The 17,850-nt window shown below is 71.3% G+C and carries 16 protein-coding genes; 10 read left to right on the top strand and 6 right to left on the bottom strand.

Annotated features, from left to right (window positions below):
• Positions 1–11: 11 nt before the first annotated feature.
• Positions 12–221, bottom strand: coding sequence for a DUF397 domain-containing protein (locus AC3EVP_RS28865; protein WP_435134834.1), 210 nt, complete (start codon positions 219–221; stop codon positions 12–14).
• A gap of 127 nt (positions 222–348) precedes the next feature.
• Between AC3EVP_RS28865 and AC3EVP_RS28860 the strand changes: the two genes are divergently transcribed.
• Positions 349–840, top strand: coding sequence for a GNAT family N-acetyltransferase (locus tag AC3EVP_RS28860; RefSeq protein ID WP_435134831.1), 492 nt, complete (start codon positions 349–351; stop codon positions 838–840).
• On the opposite strand, the gene AC3EVP_RS28855 is transcribed toward AC3EVP_RS28860, so the two are convergent.
• The 3 genes from AC3EVP_RS28855 to AC3EVP_RS28845 form a co-directional block, all read right to left on the bottom strand.
• Positions 824–1,045, bottom strand: coding sequence for a DUF397 domain-containing protein (locus AC3EVP_RS28855; protein ID WP_435134829.1), 222 nt, complete (start codon positions 1,043–1,045; stop codon positions 824–826). The genes AC3EVP_RS28860 and AC3EVP_RS28855 overlap by 17 nt on opposite strands.
• A gap of 67 nt (positions 1,046–1,112) precedes the next feature.
• Positions 1,113–1,322 (bottom strand): DUF397 domain-containing protein, encoded by a 210-nt coding sequence (locus tag AC3EVP_RS28850; protein ID WP_435134826.1) that lies wholly within the window; start codon positions 1,320–1,322, stop codon positions 1,113–1,115.
• A complete protein-coding gene (locus AC3EVP_RS28845) occupies positions 1,319–2,146 on the bottom strand; it encodes a helix-turn-helix domain-containing protein (protein WP_435134823.1) in 828 nt (275 codons plus the stop codon). The genes AC3EVP_RS28850 and AC3EVP_RS28845 overlap by 4 nt, the downstream gene beginning before the upstream one ends.
• A gap of 352 nt (positions 2,147–2,498) precedes the next feature.
• Here AC3EVP_RS28845 and AC3EVP_RS28840 point away from each other — a divergent pair, with 352 nt between their 5' ends.
• The 8 genes from AC3EVP_RS28840 (at position 2,499) to AC3EVP_RS28805 (ending at position 11,011) form a co-directional block, all read left to right on the top strand.
• Positions 2,499–3,350, top strand: a complete 852-nt coding sequence (locus tag AC3EVP_RS28840; protein ID WP_435134820.1) for a helix-turn-helix domain-containing protein — start codon at positions 2,499–2,501, stop codon at positions 3,348–3,350.
• Between the two features lie 427 nt (positions 3,351–3,777).
• Positions 3,778–4,929: an alpha/beta hydrolase family protein gene (locus AC3EVP_RS28835; RefSeq protein WP_435134817.1), complete on the top strand. Its 1,152-nt coding sequence runs from the start codon at positions 3,778–3,780 to the stop codon at positions 4,927–4,929.
• 346 nt (positions 4,930–5,275) lie between these two features.
• The gene (locus AC3EVP_RS28830) at positions 5,276–6,007 is read left to right on the top strand and encodes a DUF1684 domain-containing protein (RefSeq protein ID WP_435134814.1); all 732 of its coding nucleotides are present in this window, start codon (positions 5,276–5,278) and stop codon (positions 6,005–6,007) included.
• 55 nt (positions 6,008–6,062) lie between these two features.
• Positions 6,063–7,580, top strand: coding sequence for an ABC transporter substrate-binding protein (locus AC3EVP_RS28825; RefSeq protein WP_435134811.1), 1,518 nt, complete (start codon positions 6,063–6,065; stop codon positions 7,578–7,580).
• Positions 7,580–8,545, top strand: a complete 966-nt coding sequence (locus AC3EVP_RS28820) for an ABC transporter permease (RefSeq protein ID WP_435134809.1) — start codon at positions 7,580–7,582, stop codon at positions 8,543–8,545. The genes AC3EVP_RS28825 and AC3EVP_RS28820 overlap by 1 nt, the downstream gene beginning before the upstream one ends.
• The gene (locus tag AC3EVP_RS28815; RefSeq protein WP_435134806.1) at positions 8,542–9,411 is read left to right on the top strand and encodes an ABC transporter permease; all 870 of its coding nucleotides are present in this window, start codon (positions 8,542–8,544) and stop codon (positions 9,409–9,411) included. Before AC3EVP_RS28820 ends, AC3EVP_RS28815 begins: the two co-directional genes overlap by 4 nt.
• Complete coding sequence (locus AC3EVP_RS28810; protein WP_335981917.1) at positions 9,408–10,208, top strand: ATP-binding cassette domain-containing protein; 801 nt, start codon at positions 9,408–9,410, stop codon at positions 10,206–10,208. Before AC3EVP_RS28815 ends, AC3EVP_RS28810 begins: the two co-directional genes overlap by 4 nt.
• Positions 10,205–11,011, top strand: coding sequence for an ABC transporter ATP-binding protein (locus tag AC3EVP_RS28805; RefSeq protein WP_435134802.1), 807 nt, complete (start codon positions 10,205–10,207; stop codon positions 11,009–11,011). The genes AC3EVP_RS28810 and AC3EVP_RS28805 overlap by 4 nt, the downstream gene beginning before the upstream one ends.
• A gap of 28 nt (positions 11,012–11,039) precedes the next feature.
• Here the strand turns inward: AC3EVP_RS28805 and AC3EVP_RS28800 are convergent, their stop codons facing one another.
• Complete coding sequence (locus AC3EVP_RS28800; RefSeq protein ID WP_435134799.1) at positions 11,040–11,333, bottom strand: hypothetical protein; 294 nt, start codon at positions 11,331–11,333, stop codon at positions 11,040–11,042.
• 134 nt (positions 11,334–11,467) lie between these two features.
• Between AC3EVP_RS28800 and AC3EVP_RS28795 the strand changes: the two genes are divergently transcribed.
• Positions 11,468–14,131: an alpha-L-rhamnosidase-related protein gene (locus AC3EVP_RS28795; RefSeq protein WP_435134796.1), complete on the top strand. Its 2,664-nt coding sequence runs from the start codon at positions 11,468–11,470 to the stop codon at positions 14,129–14,131.
• Between the two features lie 87 nt (positions 14,132–14,218).
• Here AC3EVP_RS28795 and AC3EVP_RS28790 read toward each other — a convergent pair whose 3' ends face one another.
• Positions 14,219–17,542, bottom strand: a complete 3,324-nt coding sequence (locus AC3EVP_RS28790; protein ID WP_435134879.1) for a GH92 family glycosyl hydrolase — start codon at positions 17,540–17,542, stop codon at positions 14,219–14,221.
• Between the last annotated feature and the right edge of the window lie 308 nt (positions 17,543–17,850).

The following is a 17,850-nucleotide window of genomic DNA, read 5'->3' as shown; positions in this document are numbered from 1 at the left end:
GGGGGTGGCGGTCAGGCGAGCGGGAACTCGCCGGATTTCACGGCCGCGACGAATGACGCGAACGCGTCGGCCGGGAAGTCCAGCACGGGCCCGGACGGGTCCTTGGAGTCGCGGACCGGGACGATGCCGCGCGAGGCGACGAGGTTGGCGGCGACCTCGACGCACTGGCCGCCGTTGCCGCTGTAGGAGGACGTGAACCAGCGGGGGGACTCGGTCGTCATGGGGTGCCCTTTCGCAACCGGTTGAGCACGGCCACCGACGCCGCCTACGACCGCGCGTCGGCCTGGAGTCGATGGTAGGCCGTCAAATCGGTTGGAGGGGGAAGCACGTGGCGGTTATAGAAGTCGTATGAGCGCATGGCAGCTGGCCCCCGAGGCCGTCGGCACGGCGGACGCGACCCGTCTGCGGCGGGACTACTACGACGAGGTCGCCAGCCGCTACTGGAAGCGCCCCGCCACCTCCGCGGAGATCGACCAGGGCTTGGCGGACGACGGCGCGGAACTGCTCACCCCGCCCACCGGGCAGTTCGTCGTGGGCCGCTTCGACGGCGAGGCGGCCGCGTGCGGCGGACTGCTGATGCTGGACACGGAGCTCGCCGAGCTCACGCGCATCTACCTGGCCCCCGCCTTCCGCGGCAAGAAGGGCGCCGATCTCCTGCTGGAGCTGCTGGAGAGCGAGGCACGGCTGCTCGGCGCCTCCTGTACGGTCCTCAACACCCGCCTCGACCTGGTCGAGGCCCGCGGGCTGTACGTCCGCCACGGCTACCGCGAGATTCCGGCTTACTGCACGGGGCCGTACATGGAGATCTGGTACGGCAAGGACCTCAGCCGCGCCGACTGACGGTGCCGAACTCCCCTGCCTTCACAGCCGCGACGAACGACGTGAACGCGTCGGCCGGGAAGTCCAGCACGGGCCCGGACGGGTCCTTGGAGTCACGCACCGGAACCACGCCGCACAAGGCAACGAGGTTGGCGGCCACCTCGACGCACGCGCCGCCGTTGTTGCTGTAGGAGGACGTGAACCAACGCGGAGTTTCGGTCGTCACGGGGTGCCCTTTCGCGGTTGGCTGCCTGTGCCGCCGCCGTGGACGGCACAGGACATACCTACCCGGGTCAGACGGTGCCGAACTCGCCCGACTTCACACCTGCAATGAAGGAAGCGAACGCGGCCGACGGGAAGTCCAGCACCGGGCCGGACGGGTCCTTGGAGTCACGGACGGGGACCACGCCGCGCGAGGCGACGAGGTTCGCCGCGACCTCAACACACTGGCCGCCGTTGCCGCTGTAAGAAGACTTGAACCAACGCGGAGTTTGGGTCGTCACGGGGTGCCCTTTCGCAACTGATTGATCAAGGCGACAGACTCCGCCTGTGACAGCGCTTCTGTCTGTAGCTGATGGTAGGCCGTCAGCATGGGCACCACTAACGTGCTTTCGCGCTCAAGATGTCCCCTGTATGCCGATTCGGCGTACAACATGAGCGAGCGGTCCGGCATCGTGAGCACAGTGACGGGCAGGCTGAACGGCCGACGCTCCCCCACGGTGAAGGGGGCCACTTGGAGCACGGTGTTGGGCAGGTCCGCGAACTCGACAAGGCGTTCCAGCTGGGCGTCCATGATCGCGGGAGTTCCCATCGGCCGGTGGATGCACCCTTCGTCCAGCACCACGATGATCAACGGCGACGGTGACCGCGCGAGGCCCGCCTGCCGTCTCGCAACGAGCGCAACTCGCTCGTCCGCCTGCTCGGGAGTGATCGCCTCCCTCCGCACCGCGTCCGCTTCCAGAACGGCGGCATAGTCGGGCGTCTGAAGGAGACCGGGTATGACACCGACCTCGTACAGCCGGATCTCGGCTGCTCGAGCCTCGTGGGTCACATACTCCGGGAAGCCTTCGATGAGTGCGGTGTGCCGGACCGCTCGACACTCACGCTGTAGTTGCTCACCGGTACCCAACGCCCGGTCAGCACTTGCCGCGAACCGCTGAGTTGGAGAGCGGCGACCGGTTTCCACTGCCGATACGTGCGAGCCGGAGCACCCCGTGCGCTGGCCCAGCTCATCCTGCGTCCATCCCCGTGCATCCCGCAGCCTGCGCAGACGCTCGCCGAATGCCGCGGCCGGAGAACTGTCGGGCTCCAGATCTTTGCGGTTCAACGGCTACGTCAACTCCTCATCCAAATTCCGCAAGTTGAACACGCCCGGACTCTAGGCCACGCTGGCCTTCCCGGTGGTGATCCGCCAAGGAAAGGAACGGGGCACGGATACGACGCTTGCCAAGCACCGGAAGCGCTACAACGTTGCCCCCGGAAGAGTTCCGGACTACACGCGTGGGGCGTTGCCGCCGTGCACGTGCAAGCGGTGTCACAATACCGCACGCATCGGGGCCAGTTAGCCGCGGGGGCTTTCTCGTCGGACGGCTTTCGGCGAATTCGAAAGCGCCACGGAATTTCCGCTACGCACAACTACGCGTCAGCCGTAATGGGTGGCCGGGGGAAAGGGAAATCGTATGTCCGACAGGGTCGGGGTCAACGAGGCAGTGATCGCCTCGGACCCGCATTCGGCGCGGGCGTTGTACGCACGTCAGCTCGGGGCACTCCGCGAGAAGGCGGGGATGAGCTACATGCAGTTGGGCGCGTTGTGCATGTACGAGCAGTCGTATCTGCACCGGTTGGAGCGCGGGCAGCGCCTGGGCACGCTGGAGGTGGCCCGGATGCTGGACAAGGTGTACGGGACCGGGGACCTGCTGGAGCGGCTGTGGCGCCTGGCGAAGCGGGAGACGAAGGACCAGTTGGTGCGGAGTCCGGCGCCGTTCGAGGTGAACGCGGCCCGCATCCGCGAGTACGCCGGCCACACGATTCCCGACCTGCTCCAGATCCGGGCGTATGCGCGAGAGCTGTTGGAGGGGGCGCAGTTGGCCGAGGAGCAGGTGGCGGCCGAAGTGGCGGAGCGGTTGGAGCGCCAGACGGCTTTGGCCGGGCCGGAGCCGGTGTATTACCGGGCGTTGATCGACGAGGCGGCGCTGCGGCGCAAGGCGCGGGACCCGCAGACGTGGACGGCCCAGCTGGAGCACCTGATCGAGGCCGCGCAGTGGCCGGGGATCGCGCTGCACGTCGTACCGTTCGCGGCCGGACCGCACCACCTGCGCGGCTCGTTGGAGCTGATCTCCCTGCGCGACGGCTCCACCGTGGCCTACACCCAGGGCAGTTGGAGCGGCCACCTCACCGACGACCCGGAAGACGTCGAAGCCCTACGCGTCGCCTTCGACGCCCTGCGCGACACCGCCCTCCTCCCCGCCGAATCCCTCACCTTCCTCCGCACCCTGCTGGAGGAGCACATGGGGAACGGGCCGCAGCATTGACCGCCGATACGCCTCTACGCGCCGAGCTGCTGGTGGACGGCGCCGTGCCGCACTCCCCCGCGGTCTCGCCGGACGGGCGCCTGGTCGCGTACTGCGTGGAGGCGTTCGACGCGGACGGCGGGCGTACGAGCAGGTTGTGGGTGGGCCCGAGCGACGGTTCCGCTCCTCCCGCGCCGGTCGTTGCCGGGTTCACGGCCTGCGAACGCCCGTGCTGGGGCCCCGACTCGGCCTCGCTGGTCTTCCGTTCGGGCGGCCAGCTGCACCAGGTGCCGGTGAACGGTACGGCGGTGGGCGCCCCGCGACCGCTGACCGACCGTCCGGGCGGCATCGTGGACCACTGGCCGTCGGCCGACGGCGCCACCGTCGCCGTATCGGCGCTGGACGAGCCGGGCGGGGCCGGGGAGGACAGCGCGGGTGACCCGATCCTGTGGGGCGCGGCCCCAGCGCCCGGCTCCGGCTGCTCGACCTCGGCACGCGCACGCTGCGGACCGTGGACGGGCTGGGCGACCGGCATGTGGTCGACGTGTCCCAACGGCCGGACGGCGGACCCCTCGCCGTCCTCAGCTGGGCCCAACCCGAGACCGATCCGGGCGTCTTCACCGCCGAACTGCACCTGGTCGATCCCGGCAGCGGCGCGGTACGCGGCCTCGGGCGCGTCGCCGCGCTGGTCAGCACCGCGCCGCACCCCATGGACGTCTTCGCCGGGGCGGCGCGGGGACCGTTGACCCGGCTCACGGACACCAGGCCCGAGCTGCGCCGGATCGCCTGGGGCACCCAGGAGCGCCTGTCCTACCGGGCCGGTGACGGGCTCGGGCTCGACGGCCTGCTGATCCTCCCGCCCGGCCGGACGCGCGGGGACGGCCCGTTCCCGCTGGTCACCTTCGTGCACGGCGGCCCGTACCACCGCTGGGCCGACGAGCTGACCAGCGGCTGGTTCGATCCGGGCCAGTGGCTCGCGGCGGCCGGCCTCGCCGTGTTCCTGCCCAACCCGCGCGGCGGCCAGGGTCACGGCCACGCGTTCGCGGCGGCCGTCGCGGGCCGGCTGGGCGCGGAGGAGTTCACGGACATCCTGGCGGGGATCGACCTGCTGGTGGAGGCGGGCGTCGCGGACCCGGGCCGGCTGGGGATCGGCGGGTGGAGCCACGGCGGGTTCATGGCGGCCTGGGCCGTCGGGCAGACCGACCGGTTCGGGGCCGCCATGATGGGCGCCGGGATCAGCGACTGGGGCATGCAGGCCGCGATCGGCGAGGAAGGCGCCTTGGAGGGCGCGCTCAGCGGCAGCCGCGGCTGGGAGGGCCCGGGGCCGCACCGCCACGACGCGCACAGCCCGATCAGCTTCGCCGCCCGCGTCCGCACTCCCGTCCTCATCCTCCACGGCCAGGACGACACCAACGTGCCGCTGGGGCAGTCGCTCTCCTTCCACCGCGCCCTGCGCCACTTCGGCGTCCCGCACGAGTTCGCCGTCTACCCCCGCGAGGGGCACGGCCTCACCGAACGCGCCCACCAGCTCGACGCCCTCCACCGCATCCGCGCCTGGTTCACCCACCACCTCGCCGCGCCCGCACCCCACACCTCCTGACCGGCAGCAGACGGTTGCGGGCCCTCCGGTCCACGCGGCAAGACCGCGCTCCTGCCGTGCCAGGACCACCGCGGTCGGCGGCCGGGTACTTCGCCATGGAACCCGAAGCCGTCTGACCGATCGACGGGCACGGGCCCCGGACCGGAGGCCCGACCCCTTCTGCTCGACCACGGTTTCCGGCCCCGGCGGCGGGCGCACGCCCGGCGGTGAGACAGGTTGTTCCGCATGGCGAGACGACGGTTTGACATTAGGAGACCTTATGGCCGATAAAGTACTTGCTTTGGCCATCCCCTCACGGTCCGTGACGGGCGTCACGTTCACCACCCTCTAGCCGAATGAGTACGCCGTGTCCCAGCTCCCCGCCTCGCCCTCGCCCTCCGCCGGCCCCGAGGAGCAGTGGAACACCTGGCGTGCCGAGCGCGTGCGCGCCCTCACCGCGCCCACCGGGAACCTCGCCCTCGTCGAGACCCGCTGGCTGCCCGCCGGTGAGGAGGCGGACGCCGACGCCGTCCGCGCGGGACTTCCCGACACGGTGACGGTCACCACCCTCCGCCGCACCGACCTGGTCACCGGCGCCCCCGAGCACGGCCTGCGCCTGTGGGACGCGGACTCGCCGGCCATCGCGCACTTCGAGGGCGTCGAGACCTTCCCGTACGACCCCTCCTGGGTCCTGGAAGCCGACTACACGCCCGTCCCCGGCGCCCGCCGCGTCGCCTTCGAGCACCTGCGCGACAACGGCGGCACCCGCGACCTGGTCGTCCCCGGCGACATCACGCTCACCGTGGACGGCCGCGCCTACACCCTCAGCGCCTTCGATGACGACGGCACCCTCCTGCTCGTCTTCGGCGACCCCACCAACGGGGACACCACCTACGGCGCGGGCCGCTTCCTGTTCGTCCAGCGCACCGACGACGACAGCCGTGTCGTCCTCGACTTCAACCGGGCCTTCGTGCCGCCCTGCGGATTCTCCGATCAGTACAACTGTCCGATGCCGCCGCGGCAGAACCGCTTCCACCTGCCGGTCCACGCCGGCGAGAAGCGCCCTGTCTTCCGCGACGGCTTCGCCGCACAGCACTGATCGACCCCCTCCGCAGCACCCCTCGCACCTTCCGCACGAAAGCGCTCTGGACACCATGAGAATCCACAAGACCGCCCGCTACGCCGTCGCCGCCTCCGCCGTCCTCGGGATCACCCTCACCGCCTGCGGCGGCTCCGGTGGCAGCAGCGCCTCCTCGTCCGGCGGCTGGAACAAGGACGCCACCGTCAACATCGGCTCCCTGTACGAACCGCAGAACCTCGACAACACCGCGGGCGGCGGCCAGGGCGTCACCGAGGCCCTCAACGGCAACGTCTACGAGGGCCTGTTCAAGCTCACCGACGACGGCAAGGTCGAGAACCTCCTCGCCAGGAGCTACACCAAGAGCGCCGACGGCCTCACCTACACCTTCACCCTGCGCGACGGCGTGAAGTTCCACAGCGGCAGGGAACTCACCAGCGCCGACGTCAAGTACAGCCTGCGCAAGGTCCTCGCCGACGACTCGCAGTCCGCCCGCAAGAGCAACCTCGAAGTCGTCAAGGACATCGCCACCCCCGATGCGCACACCGTCAAGGTCACGCTGTCGCAGAAGTCGATCTCCTTCGTCTACAACCTCTCCTACGTCTGGATCATCGACTCCCAGGCGAAGAACCTGAAGACGACCGAGGACGGCACCGGCCCGTACGAGCTCGGCAAGTGGACCCGCGGCTCCGCACTGAGCCTGAAGCGGTTCGCCGGCTACTGGGGCACCCCGGCCACCAACGCGCAGGTCGTCTTCCACTACTTCAAGGACGCCACCGCCCTCAACAACGCCCTGCTGACCAACGCCGTGGACGTGGTCACCAGCGAGCAGTCCCCCGACGCCCTCGACCAGTTCAAGAGCAACCAGAACTACAAGGTCAACGACGGCAACTCCACCACCAAGCTGCTGCTGGCCTTCAACGACAAGGCGAAGCCCTTCACCGACGTCAAGGTCCGCAAGGCCGTCTCCGAGGCCATCGACGACAAGAAGCTCCTGGAGTCCATCTGGGGCGGCTACGGCAAGCTCATCGGCTCGATGGTGCCGCCCACCGACCCCTGGTACGAGGACCTCACCGGCGTCAACGCCTACAACGTCGCCGACGCCAAGAAGCTCCTCGCCGCCGCCGGCTACGCCAAGGGCTTCAGCTTCACCCTCGACACACCCAACTACGACCCGCACCCCACCGTCGCGACCTTCGTCAAGTCGCAACTGGCCAAGGTCGGCATCACCGTCAAGATCAACACGGTCACGCCCGACGAGTGGTACACGAAGGTCTACAAGAACCACGACTTCACCGCCACCCTCCAGGAGCACGTCAACGACCGCGACCTGACCTGGTACGGCAACCCGGACTTCTACTGGGGCTACGACAACAAGCAGGTCACCGCGTGGGTCAAGGAGGCCGAGGAAGCCTCCACCACCGGCGAGCAAACCGCGCTGCTGAAGAAGGTCAACGAGCAGACCGCGAAGGACGCGGCCAGCGACTGGCTCTACCTCTACCCGCAGATCGTCGTGGCCAGCACCAAGGTGTCCGGCTACCCGCTCAACGGCCTCAACTCCCAGTTCTACGCCTACGCCATCAAGAAGGGCTGATGGGGCGCTACCTGCTGCGCCGCCTGGCGTTCCTGCTGGTGTCGCTGGCGCTGGCGAGCGTGGTGCTGTTCGTCCTGCTGCGCCTGCTGCCCGGCGACCCGGCCAACGCGCTCACCTCGGTGGGCGCCAGCCCGGAGCAGATCGCCGCGGCCCGCCACTCCATCGGCTCCGACCGGCCGCTGCTCGGACAGTTCACCCACTGGATCGGGCAGCTGGCCCGCGGCGACCTCGGCACGTCCTTCGTCAGCTCGCTGCCGGTCCGCCCCGAGGTCACCTCCCGCCTGGACGTCACGCTGCCGCTGACGCTGGCCGCGTTCGTGCTGGCCGTCGTCATCGCGGTGCCCGTCGGCTTCGTCGCCGCCCACAAACGCCACCGCTGGTACGGCGCACTGCTCAGCGGGATATCCCAACTGGGCATCGCCGTCCCGGTGTTCTGGCTCGGCATGATCCTCATCTCGGTGTTCGCGCTCAACGCGCGCTGGCTGCCCGCCGGCGGGTTCCCCCCGGACGGCTGGTCCGCGCCGGGCGACGCCGTCCGCTCACTCGTCCTGCCGGTGCTCACCATCGCCCTGGTGATGAGCGCCTCCCTGACCCGCTACGTCCGCTCCGCCGTCCTCGACGTCCTCGGCAGCGACCACCTGCGCACCGCGCGGGCCCTCGGCGAGTCCTTCGCCGGCGCGATGTGGCGCCACGGGCTGCGCAGCGCTTCCGTGCCGGTGATCTCCGTCCTCGGCATCGAACTGGCCTCCACCCTGCTGGGCGCCGTCGTCGTCGAGTCGGTCTACGCGCTGCCCGGCCTCGGCTCCCTGCTCGCCACCGGCATCTCGGAGCACGACTACCCGGTCATCCAGGGCGTCCTGTTCGTCTCCACCCTCGCCGTGCTGCTGATCGGCTTCGCCGCCGACCTGGTGCAGCGGCTCATCGACCCACGGCTACGCGGACGGCTCTCCGGAGGTGCCCGATGACCGCCGCCCCCGACCTGCTCACCGAGGAGGTCGAGCCCGTCCCCGCCGGGCGGCGCCGCTCTGCCACCCTGGTGTCCGGTGTGACCCTGACCGGCCTGATCGTGCTGCTCGCCCTGGTCTCCGCGTTCTGGACGCCCTACGCCACCGACGACACCTCCGGCGGACGGCTCGCCGGGCCCGGCGGCGGGCATCTGCTGGGCACCGACAAGCTCGGCCGCGACCTGTTCACCCAGCTGATGACCGGCTCCCGTATCGCCGTCGAGGCCGGACTCGGCTCGGTGGCCATCGCCGCGCTCATCGGCGTCACCCTCGGGGTGCTCGCCGCGTTCGCCCAGGGCTGGCTCGACGACACGCTCGCCGCGTTCCTCGACATCCTCATCGCGTTCCCGACGCTGCTGCTGGCGATGCTCGTCGTCACCGCCCGCTCCGCCACCCTCAGCTCCGCGATCATCGCCATCGGCCTCGCGCAGAGCGCCGTGGTCGCCCGGCTGGTCCGCATCCTGGTCAAGCGGGTCCTCACCCAGGACTACATCACCGCGGCACGGACCTCCGGCACCTCCTGGCCGCGTACGGTGCTCGGGCACGTCCTGCCGAACATCTGGCCCACCCTCGTGGTGAACCTCGCCCTCCAGTTCGGCCTCGCGGTCCTCGCCGAAGCCGGACTGTCCTACCTCGGCCTCGGCGCTCCCCCGCCCAACGCCTCGTGGGGGCGGATGCTCCAGGAGGCCCAGGCCACCTTCACCACGGCCCCCGCGGGCGCGCTCGCCCCCGGCATCCTGCTCGTCGTGCTCGTCGTGGGCGTCAACCTCGTCGCCGACGGGCTGCGCGACACCCTCGACCCGGCCGGCCGCGGGAGGCGGGCATGACCCTCCTCGACGTACGCGACCTGACCATCCGCACCGCCGCGGGACGTACCCTCGTCGACGGCCTGACCTTCTCCGTCGACCGGGGCGGGCGGCTCGGCCTGATCGGCGAGTCCGGCTCCGGCAAGTCGCTGACCACGCTTGCCGTCCTCGGTCTGCTGCCCGAGGGCATGACCGCCTCCGGCAGCGTGGAGCTCGCCGGCACCCAGATCGTCGGCGCCCCCGAAAGGCGCCTCAACGCCGTACGCGGCAAGGACGCGGCCGTCGTCTTCCAGGAACCGCTGACCGCCCTGGACCCGCTGATGCGGCTGGGCCGCCAGATCGCCGGTCCGCTCGGTCGCCGCACCGGCCTGAAGGGCGCCGCCCTGCGCGCCGCCGTGCTCGAAGGGCTCGACCGCGTCCGGCTGCCCGAACCCCGGCGCATCGCGCGCGCCTTCCCGCACGAGATCTCCGGCGGCCAGCGCCAGCGCGTCGCCCTCGCCATGGCACTGGCCTGCGAACCGAGCCTGCTCATCGCCGACGAGCCCACCACCGCGCTCGACGTGTCCGTGCAGGCCGAGATGCTCGACCTCCTCGACACCCTCGTCCGGGAACGCGACATGGCCGTCCTGTTCGTCAGCCACGACCTCGCCGTGGTCTCCCGCATCACCGACCGCGCCCTCGTCCTCAAGGACGGCCGCGCCGTCGAGGAGGGCGCCGTGCTCGACGTCGTCACCGCGCCCCGCGCGCAGTACACCCGGGAACTCATCGCGGGCGCACGGAAGTTGCAGGACGCGCTGGACCGAAGGAGCGCACGATGACCCCGGTCCGGGCCCACGCGAAGACGGCGGAGCGGCCGGGGACGCCGCTCCTGGAACTCGACGACGTGGCAGTGCGCTACCGGGGAGGCGCCGCCGACGTGGTCCGGGACGTCTCCTTCGCCGTCCAACCCGGCCGCTCCCTCGCCCTCGTCGGCGAGTCCGGCGCCGGCAAGACGACCCTGCTGCGGCTCCTGTCGGGGCTGCTGCGGCCCACCGCGGGCACCGTCCGCTTCGACGGCGACCCCTTCACCGCGCGCGACCGGCAGCAGCTGCGCCGCTTCCGCCGCAGCGTCCAGGTGGTCTTCCAGGACCCCTACTCCTCCCTCGACCCCCGGCGCCGCGTCGCCGCGATCGTCGCCGAACCGCTGCGCTCCCTCGGCATCGACAGCCGGAGCACCGCCGCCCCCAAGGTCGCCGCCGCCCTCGAACGGGTCGGGCTGCCCGCGGATGCCGCGAGCCGCTACCCGCACGAGTTCTCCGGCGGCCAGCGCCAGCGCATCGCGATCGCGCGGGCCGTGGTCTGCGACCCGCGCGTCCTGCTCGCCGACGAACCGGTCAGCGCGCTCGACGTCACCACCCGCGTCAAGGTCGTCGACCTCCTCGCCGAACTGAAGGAGGAGTACGACCTGACGATCGTGATGGTCTCCCACGACCTGTCCGTCGTCGCGTCCCTCTGCGAGCACACCGCGGTCCTCGAACGGGGCCGTGTCGTCGAACAGGGCGACACCGGCCAGGTGCTGGGCGCCCCTGCCCACCCCTACACCCGCCGGCTGCTGGACAGCGTCCCGCGCCTGCCGGCGTAGCAGGAAGCGAAGGCCGCACCGCGGCCGGCTAGTAGCCCGGGACCGTGTAGGTGGGCACCGTCAGGCCGGAGCAGGAGGCGGGGGCGGTGCCGCCGGAGACGACGTCGGCCGTCAGCCCGGCGGGCACGGTCACCGGCACCGACTGGCCGGTGTCGCCGTAGGTGTTGGTGGTGGAGACCGCGATGCCGTCGAGGATGCGGCCCTCGGCCGTGGCGCGTTGGCGGTGCCGCAGTTCCAGTACGGCGCTCGGCATTTCGGCGGTGCTGGTGGCGAACGCCGTGAGCCGCAGGCCGTCGGCGTCGGCGATCCGCGGCCGGGTCACACGGACGAAGCACCCGGCCGCACCCGATTCGGCACCGCGCGAGATCTGGACGCCGTCCGCACCCGCTTGTAGCCTCAAGCCGCACTGCGTCATTGAATCGTTTCATATGACCAACCCCCGTCTGGAGCCGCCCCATGCCCCACTCCCCCGCCGACTCCCCCGCCGGCGAACCCCGCCCCCACGGACCCCAGCGCCGCACCGTGATGAGAGCCGGACTCGGCGGCGCCGCCCTCGCGGCCGCCGGGCTCACCTTCGGCGCCGCCGGAACCGCCGCCGCCGACCCCGCCCGCACCGGCAGCACGCCAGACCCGGCGGCGCCCCAAAGCCCCGGAGCCGACTGGCACCGCTACCTCCAGGGCCCCACCGACCGCACCGTCCGCCCGGTGGGCATCCTGCGCAGCAGCGGCGCCGTCACCGACCCCGACGCGCTGCTCACCCCCGGCGGCGGCAGCACCAAGCTGAGCCGCCCGCAGCCCCCGCAGCCGCCGCGCTGGCCGGACGGCACCACCGCCACCGCCTCCTCCGCCCACGCCCCCAACAACGGCGACGACGGCCGGCCGCGCACCTATGACGCGGCCAACGCGATCGACGGCGACCCGGGTACCTTCTGGAACGACGACACCCTCGCGGCGTATCCGGACACCCTCACCGTCACCACGACCGCGCCCCTGTCGCTGCCGGGCATCACCCTGCTGTCCAACGCCGACGGCGTACCGAGCGACTTCACCGTGGAGACGTGGGACGGCGCCGCCTGGCAGCCGGCCGCCACCGTCAGCGGCAACACCCAGGTCCAGCGGGCCGTGCCGTTCGCCGCCACCGTGTCCACCACCCAGGTACGGATCAGCGTCACCGCCGACCAGAGCACGCCCCAGGGCGAGTTCACCCGGATCAACGAGGTCTATCCCGGCCTGCTGCCTGACAACGATGTCCCCCGCGTCGTGGTGGACTTCGGCAAGGTCGTGGTGGGCTACCCGCACATCAGGTTCAGCTCCGCGTCGGACAACTCCCCCGGCGTGCGGCTGGCGTTCTCCGAGACCGTCGAATACCTCACCGAGCGCAGCGACTTCACCCGGGCCGACCAGTCCGGGGTGGCCTCCCAGGGCACCGACCAGGTCGCGGTGCCGGCCGGCGGCACGGACTGGAAGGACACCAAGGGCTACCAGAGCGGCGACCAGGTCTACGCCGACGGCCTGCACGGCTTCCGCTACCTCCAGATCAGCCTGGACGCCCTCGCCTCCGACGCCCCGGCCGCCCAGCCGTGGGGCGAGGTGTCCATCGACGAGGTGTGGCTGGAGTTCACCGCCTACCTGGGCACGCCCGAGTCGTACAGCGGCTGGTTCCTCAGCTCCGACGACGACCTCAACCGCTACTGGTACGGGGCCGCGTACACCAACGAGCTGGTCACCGACACCTTCCGGTCCGACGACATCGACCCGCGCGGCGCCGACAGCCCGTCCCTGGACGGCAAGTCGGTCCTCCAGGACGGCGCCAAGCGCGACCGGGACCCGTACGTCGGGGACCTCGCGGTCTCCGCCCGCACGCTGTACCTCACCCACGACGACGCGGCCGAGGCCGCCCGCAACGTGCTCGCCGACCTCGCCGACCACCAGCGCTCCGACGGCTGGATACCGCCCGCGTCGATCAACGGCTACACCCTCCCGCTCTTCGACTACCCGCTGTGGTGGGTCACTTGCAGCTGGGACTACGTCCTGCACACCGGCGACCGCGGCTACGCCACCGGCTACTACCCGCAGCTGACGAAGGTGCTCGACTCCTGGTACCCGTCGGTGACCGACGGGGACGGGCTGCTCAGCAAGGGCCTCAACGGCACGTCCGGGTACGGCGACTACGCCTTCCTCGGCCGCTCCGGGCAGATCACGTACTACAACGCCAACTACGTCCAGGCGCTCAACGACGCCGCCTCGCTCGCCGGCTGGCTCGGCAACTCCGCCGACGCGGCGCGCTGGACGGCCCGCGCGGCCACCGTCGCCAACGCGGTCAACGCCCACCTGTGGGACGCGGCCGCCGGCGCCTACCTGGACTCCGCCACCGGCCCGGCCCGGCACGCCCAGGACGGCAACGCCATCGCGATCACCGCCGGGGTCGCCGACGCGAGCCGCGCCGCCTCCGCGCTGGCCCACCTGGACGCCACCACGGTGCTGCCCTACGGCAACGCGTTCATGGACAACGACACGCTCTTCGACGGCGCCTCGCAGCGGGTCTACGCCTTCACCTCCTACCCGGAGCTGGTCGCGCGCTTCCGCACCGGCCGCGCGGACTCCGCGCTGGACCAGATCCGCCGCACCTACGGCTGGATGGACCGCCACGACCCGGGCATCACCAACTGGGAGGGCATCGGCCCGGACGGCTCGCTGTACGAGGGCGCCTACACGAGCATGGCGCACGGCTGGTCCACCGGCGTCGTCCCGGCGCTCACCAACGAACTGCTCGGCGCCCGGCCGACCGCTCCGGGCTTCACCACCTGGTCAGTACGGCCCCGGCCCGGCTCGGTGGCCTGGGCGCGCGGCCAACTGCCCACCCCGCACGGACCGTTGGGCGTGGACTGGCGCCACCCCGGCCAGGGTGCGTTCGCGCTGACACTGCGGGTGCCGGGCGGCACCCGGGGCAGCGTCGCGGTGCCCACCGACGGGAAGGCGGTCAGTGTGCGGGTGGACGGCAAGCTGGCCTGGAACGGGAAGAAGGCCAAGGCGTACGACGCCGCGGCCGAGGAGGGGTATGTGGTGCTCGACGGGCTGACCGCGGGCACCCGCGCGGTGTCGGTCCGCCCGGCGGACTGATCCGGCGGACTGATCCGGCGGCGCGCGAACAGCCGCGGGCGGCCGCCCCGGGCAGGAGAGCCCGGGGACGGCCGCCCGCGGTGTGCGTTACGCCGTCGCCACTGCGAAGACGTGCATGTCGCCACCCGAGGTGGTGGCCGGCAGCGTCACCGAGGCGAGTTGCTTGCCCGCCTGGAGGGCGATGGGCGCGGTCGCGAACACGTCCGTGCCCACCGGGTCGGTGGTGGGACTGCCCATCACGTCGCGGTACGTGGTGTGCACCGCGGTGATGTTGCCGAAGGAGGGCTGGTCGCCGCCCCCGCCGAGGGTCCAGTCGCTGAAGCCGATGTCGGCCTGCTGGGTGGTGCCGTCGGTGTAGGTGAGGGTGGCGGTGCCGCTGGTCGGCCCGTCGTCCGCGCTGCCCAGCAGGCTGAGCCGGGTGGCGCCCGCCGACGTCTTGGAGACGTCCAGCACCTGATCACCGCCGCCGACCTGGATGTTGTCCGGGGCGCCCGCGGTCACCTGCGGCCAGGTGAAGTCGAAGCCGTTCACGGAGACGGTGCTGCCGGGGGTGGCCCCGGCCGCGGCCAGTGCCTTCGCCGAGTAACTCCAGCCGCCGCCGTCGAAGTTGGCGGCCGGGTTGGTGTCGTCGGCGGAGATGCCGCGGTTGTTGACGTACCAGCTGATGCTGCCCTTGACCCCGACCGTCACCGACAGCCACGCCTTGGGGGCGGGGGTGCTGCCGGCCGCGGCGGCCGAGGAGGTCAGGGTGATCGGCACCTCGTAGACGCCGGACTTGGTGTCCTTGGCGACGGAGACCGACAGCTTCGCGCTGGCCGTGCCGCCTGCGGGCAGGCTGATCCGGCCGCTCGCCGGGCTGAGCGTGATCCCGTCGGGCGCGGACGCCGACCAGCGCACGTCCTGGCGGCTGTCCTGGATCGTCGAGAGGTTCAGCGTGCTGTCCGCCGACGTGCCGGGCTCGGCCTTGACCGCGTCGGGCGCGGTGCTGGCGAAGAACGGCGCCTCACCGTCGCGGAAGGACGGCGGCGCGTCCTTGGCGGCGCTGCCCCACTTGGTGTTCGGGGTGCTGCCCAGGGTGTAGTCCAGGGTGCCGCCGTGGGTGACGAAGGAGGCGGGCACCCAGGGCTGGTCGGAGCTCTTGCCGTTGGTGCGCAGGCTCTGGATGTAGACGTTCTTCGCCGAGGTCTGCGGCGCGTTGACCGTGATGGACTTGCCGTGGCCGGTGTGGATCACCGCGTGCGGGAAGACCGGCGCGGTGAGCACCAGGTCGGCGCGGCTGGGCACCTGCGGGTACATGCCGAGCGCGGAGAAGACGTACCAGGACGACATGGTGCCCGCGTCGTCGTTGCCGGGGATGCCGCCGGGGGTGTTGGTCCACAGCGTGTCGGTCTCGGCGCGGGTGGTCTCCTGCGTCTTGTACGGAGCGCCGAAGTAGTCGTACAGGTAGGCCGCGTTGATGTCGGGCTCGTTGGTCGGGTCGTTCTTCGTCGGGTCGTCGGCGGTGAAGTCGAAGCTGCCGTCGGCGTCGTGGAAGAAGGCGTCGAGGCGGTCGATGGCCGCCTTGTTCCCGCCCATCGCCTGGGCGAGGCCGGCGATGTCGGAGTAGACCATCCAGCTGTACTGCGAGCTGGTGCCCTCCACGAAGCCGTCACCGGTGGCGGGGCTGAAGTTGGTGCCGGCCCAGGAGCCGTCGGAGTTGCGGTTGCGCATCCAACCGCCCTGTGCGGTGGCGTTCGGGTCGAAGACGTTGCTCCAACTGCCGCTGCGCTGCGAGAACTTCTGCGCGTCGGAGCGGTCGCCGAGCTGGCCGGCCAGCTGCGAGATGCCGAAGTCGGCCGCGGCGTCCTCCAGCGTCTCGGCGGCGCCGCCCCAGCAGTGGCAGTTGTCGGCGGGCACGTAGCCGAGCGCCTGGTACTGGTCGAGCGCGGGGCGCTGGCCGACGCACTCGACGTTGCAGCCCGAGCTGTCGGAGTCGTTGGCGGTCGGCACCGTGGCGGCCTTGACGAGCGAGGCGAGGGCGCCCTTGGCGTCGAAGTCGGTGCCGCCGAAAGCGTAGATCCCGGCGAGCGCGGCGTCGGAGGGGTCGCCGGACATCACGCTGGTCTTGCCGTTCTCCAGCAGCCAGCGGTCCCACTCACCGCCGCGCTGCTGCGCGTAGTTGTACAGCGACTGGGCATAGTCGCTGCCGACCTTCGGCTGGAGCAGCGTCAGCAGCTGCACCTGAGCGCGGTACTGGTCCCAGCCGGAGAAGGTGCCGTACTGCGCTTTTTGGCCCTTGGCGAGCCGGTGCACCTTGCGGTCGCCGCCCAGGTACTGGCCGTTGACGTCGTTGGTGAGCGTCGGCTCCAGCATCGAGTGGTAGAGCGCGGTGTAGAAGGTGCTGGTCTGATCGTCGCTGCCGCCGGAGACCTGGACCTTGCGCAGCGCGGTGTTCCAGGCTGCGACGGCCTGCGTGTGTACCGCGGCGAACGTCTTCTTCGGCGGGTTCTCCGCGCGCAGGTTCGCCTCGGCGTTGGCGGCGCTGACGTACGAGATCGCGACCTTGGCCTGAACGTGGGTGGTGCCCTTGGCGAAGGTGACGTAGGCGCCGGAGCCCTTGCCCGCGGCCGCGTTGCCGCTGGAGTTGTAGCCGGTGCCGCCCGAGGCCGAGGTGGAGCCGGGGTTCAGCGTCCCGTCGGTCCAAGTGCCGACCTTCGCGAACGGCTGGTCGAAGTGCGCGGTGAAGTACAGGGTGTACAGGTCGTGCCGGTTGTTCGCGCTCTGCGGGCCGCAGAAGTTGCCCGCGCTGACCGAGCCGGTGACGGTCTGCGTCGCCTCGTCCACGTGGACGTCGGCGGCGCTGCTGCCGCTCTCGGAGTTGGAGGTGCGCAGCAGCATGCTGGCGGGCTTGTCCGCCGGGAAGCCGAACTCGCCGGTGCCGGTGCGCTCGGTGGTGGTCAGCTCGGCGCTGGCGCCGCTGTCCAGGCCGACCTTGTAGTAGCCGGGCGAGGCCGTCTCGTTGGCGTGGCTGAAGGTGCTCGCGTACGTGGCGTCCTTGGTGTCCGCGCTCGGCGAGGAGTCCACGTCGCCGACGTACGGCATGATCGGGATGTCGCCGTTCGCGCCGGAGCAGCCCACGCCGTTGAGGTGGGTGAGGCTGAAGCCGCGGATCTTCGTGGCGTCGTACCGGTAGCCGCCGGGGGCGGGCGTGGAGAACTGGTTGCCCGTCGAGTTCTGCGGGCTCCAGGCGAGCATGCCGAACGGGACCACCGAACCCGGGTACGTGTTGCCCGCGTTGGACGATCCGATCAGCGGGTTGACGGTGGCGGCCGGGTCGGCGGGCGCGCCCTTCGCCGCGGAGGTGTTCGCCGAGGCGGCGTTCGCGGTCCCGGCGCCGAGGCCGAGTCCGAGGAGTGCGGAGGCCGCGGCCAGCGCGCAGGCGGCTCTGCGCCTGCGGCGGCCGGCGACCGTCCGGTGCGGGGTTGAGTCGTGCACCAATCCTGCCCTTCGTGAAGTACGTGGCGTACGAGGCGTACAAGGTGATCGGCAGGGGAACGGCCGCTGCGCCCGGCTGGGCGGGCGACAGGGCCGAACCCGACAACGTTGTCAGGAGATTGACAGATGATGTTCCTCCGGGGGTTGGAGGGGTGTCAAGGAAAGGGGTGGGGGTGGGGTGGGCAAAGGGGGGCAAGTGGGGGGTTTGAGGGCAGGGTTGGGGGCGGGGCCGGGGGTTTTCGGTG

The sequence above is a fragment of the Actinacidiphila sp. bgisy144 genome, from assembly GCF_057708105.1.
The sequence above is the reverse complement of the archived record's forward strand: the minus strand, read 5'-3'. Positions and strand labels throughout refer to the sequence as shown.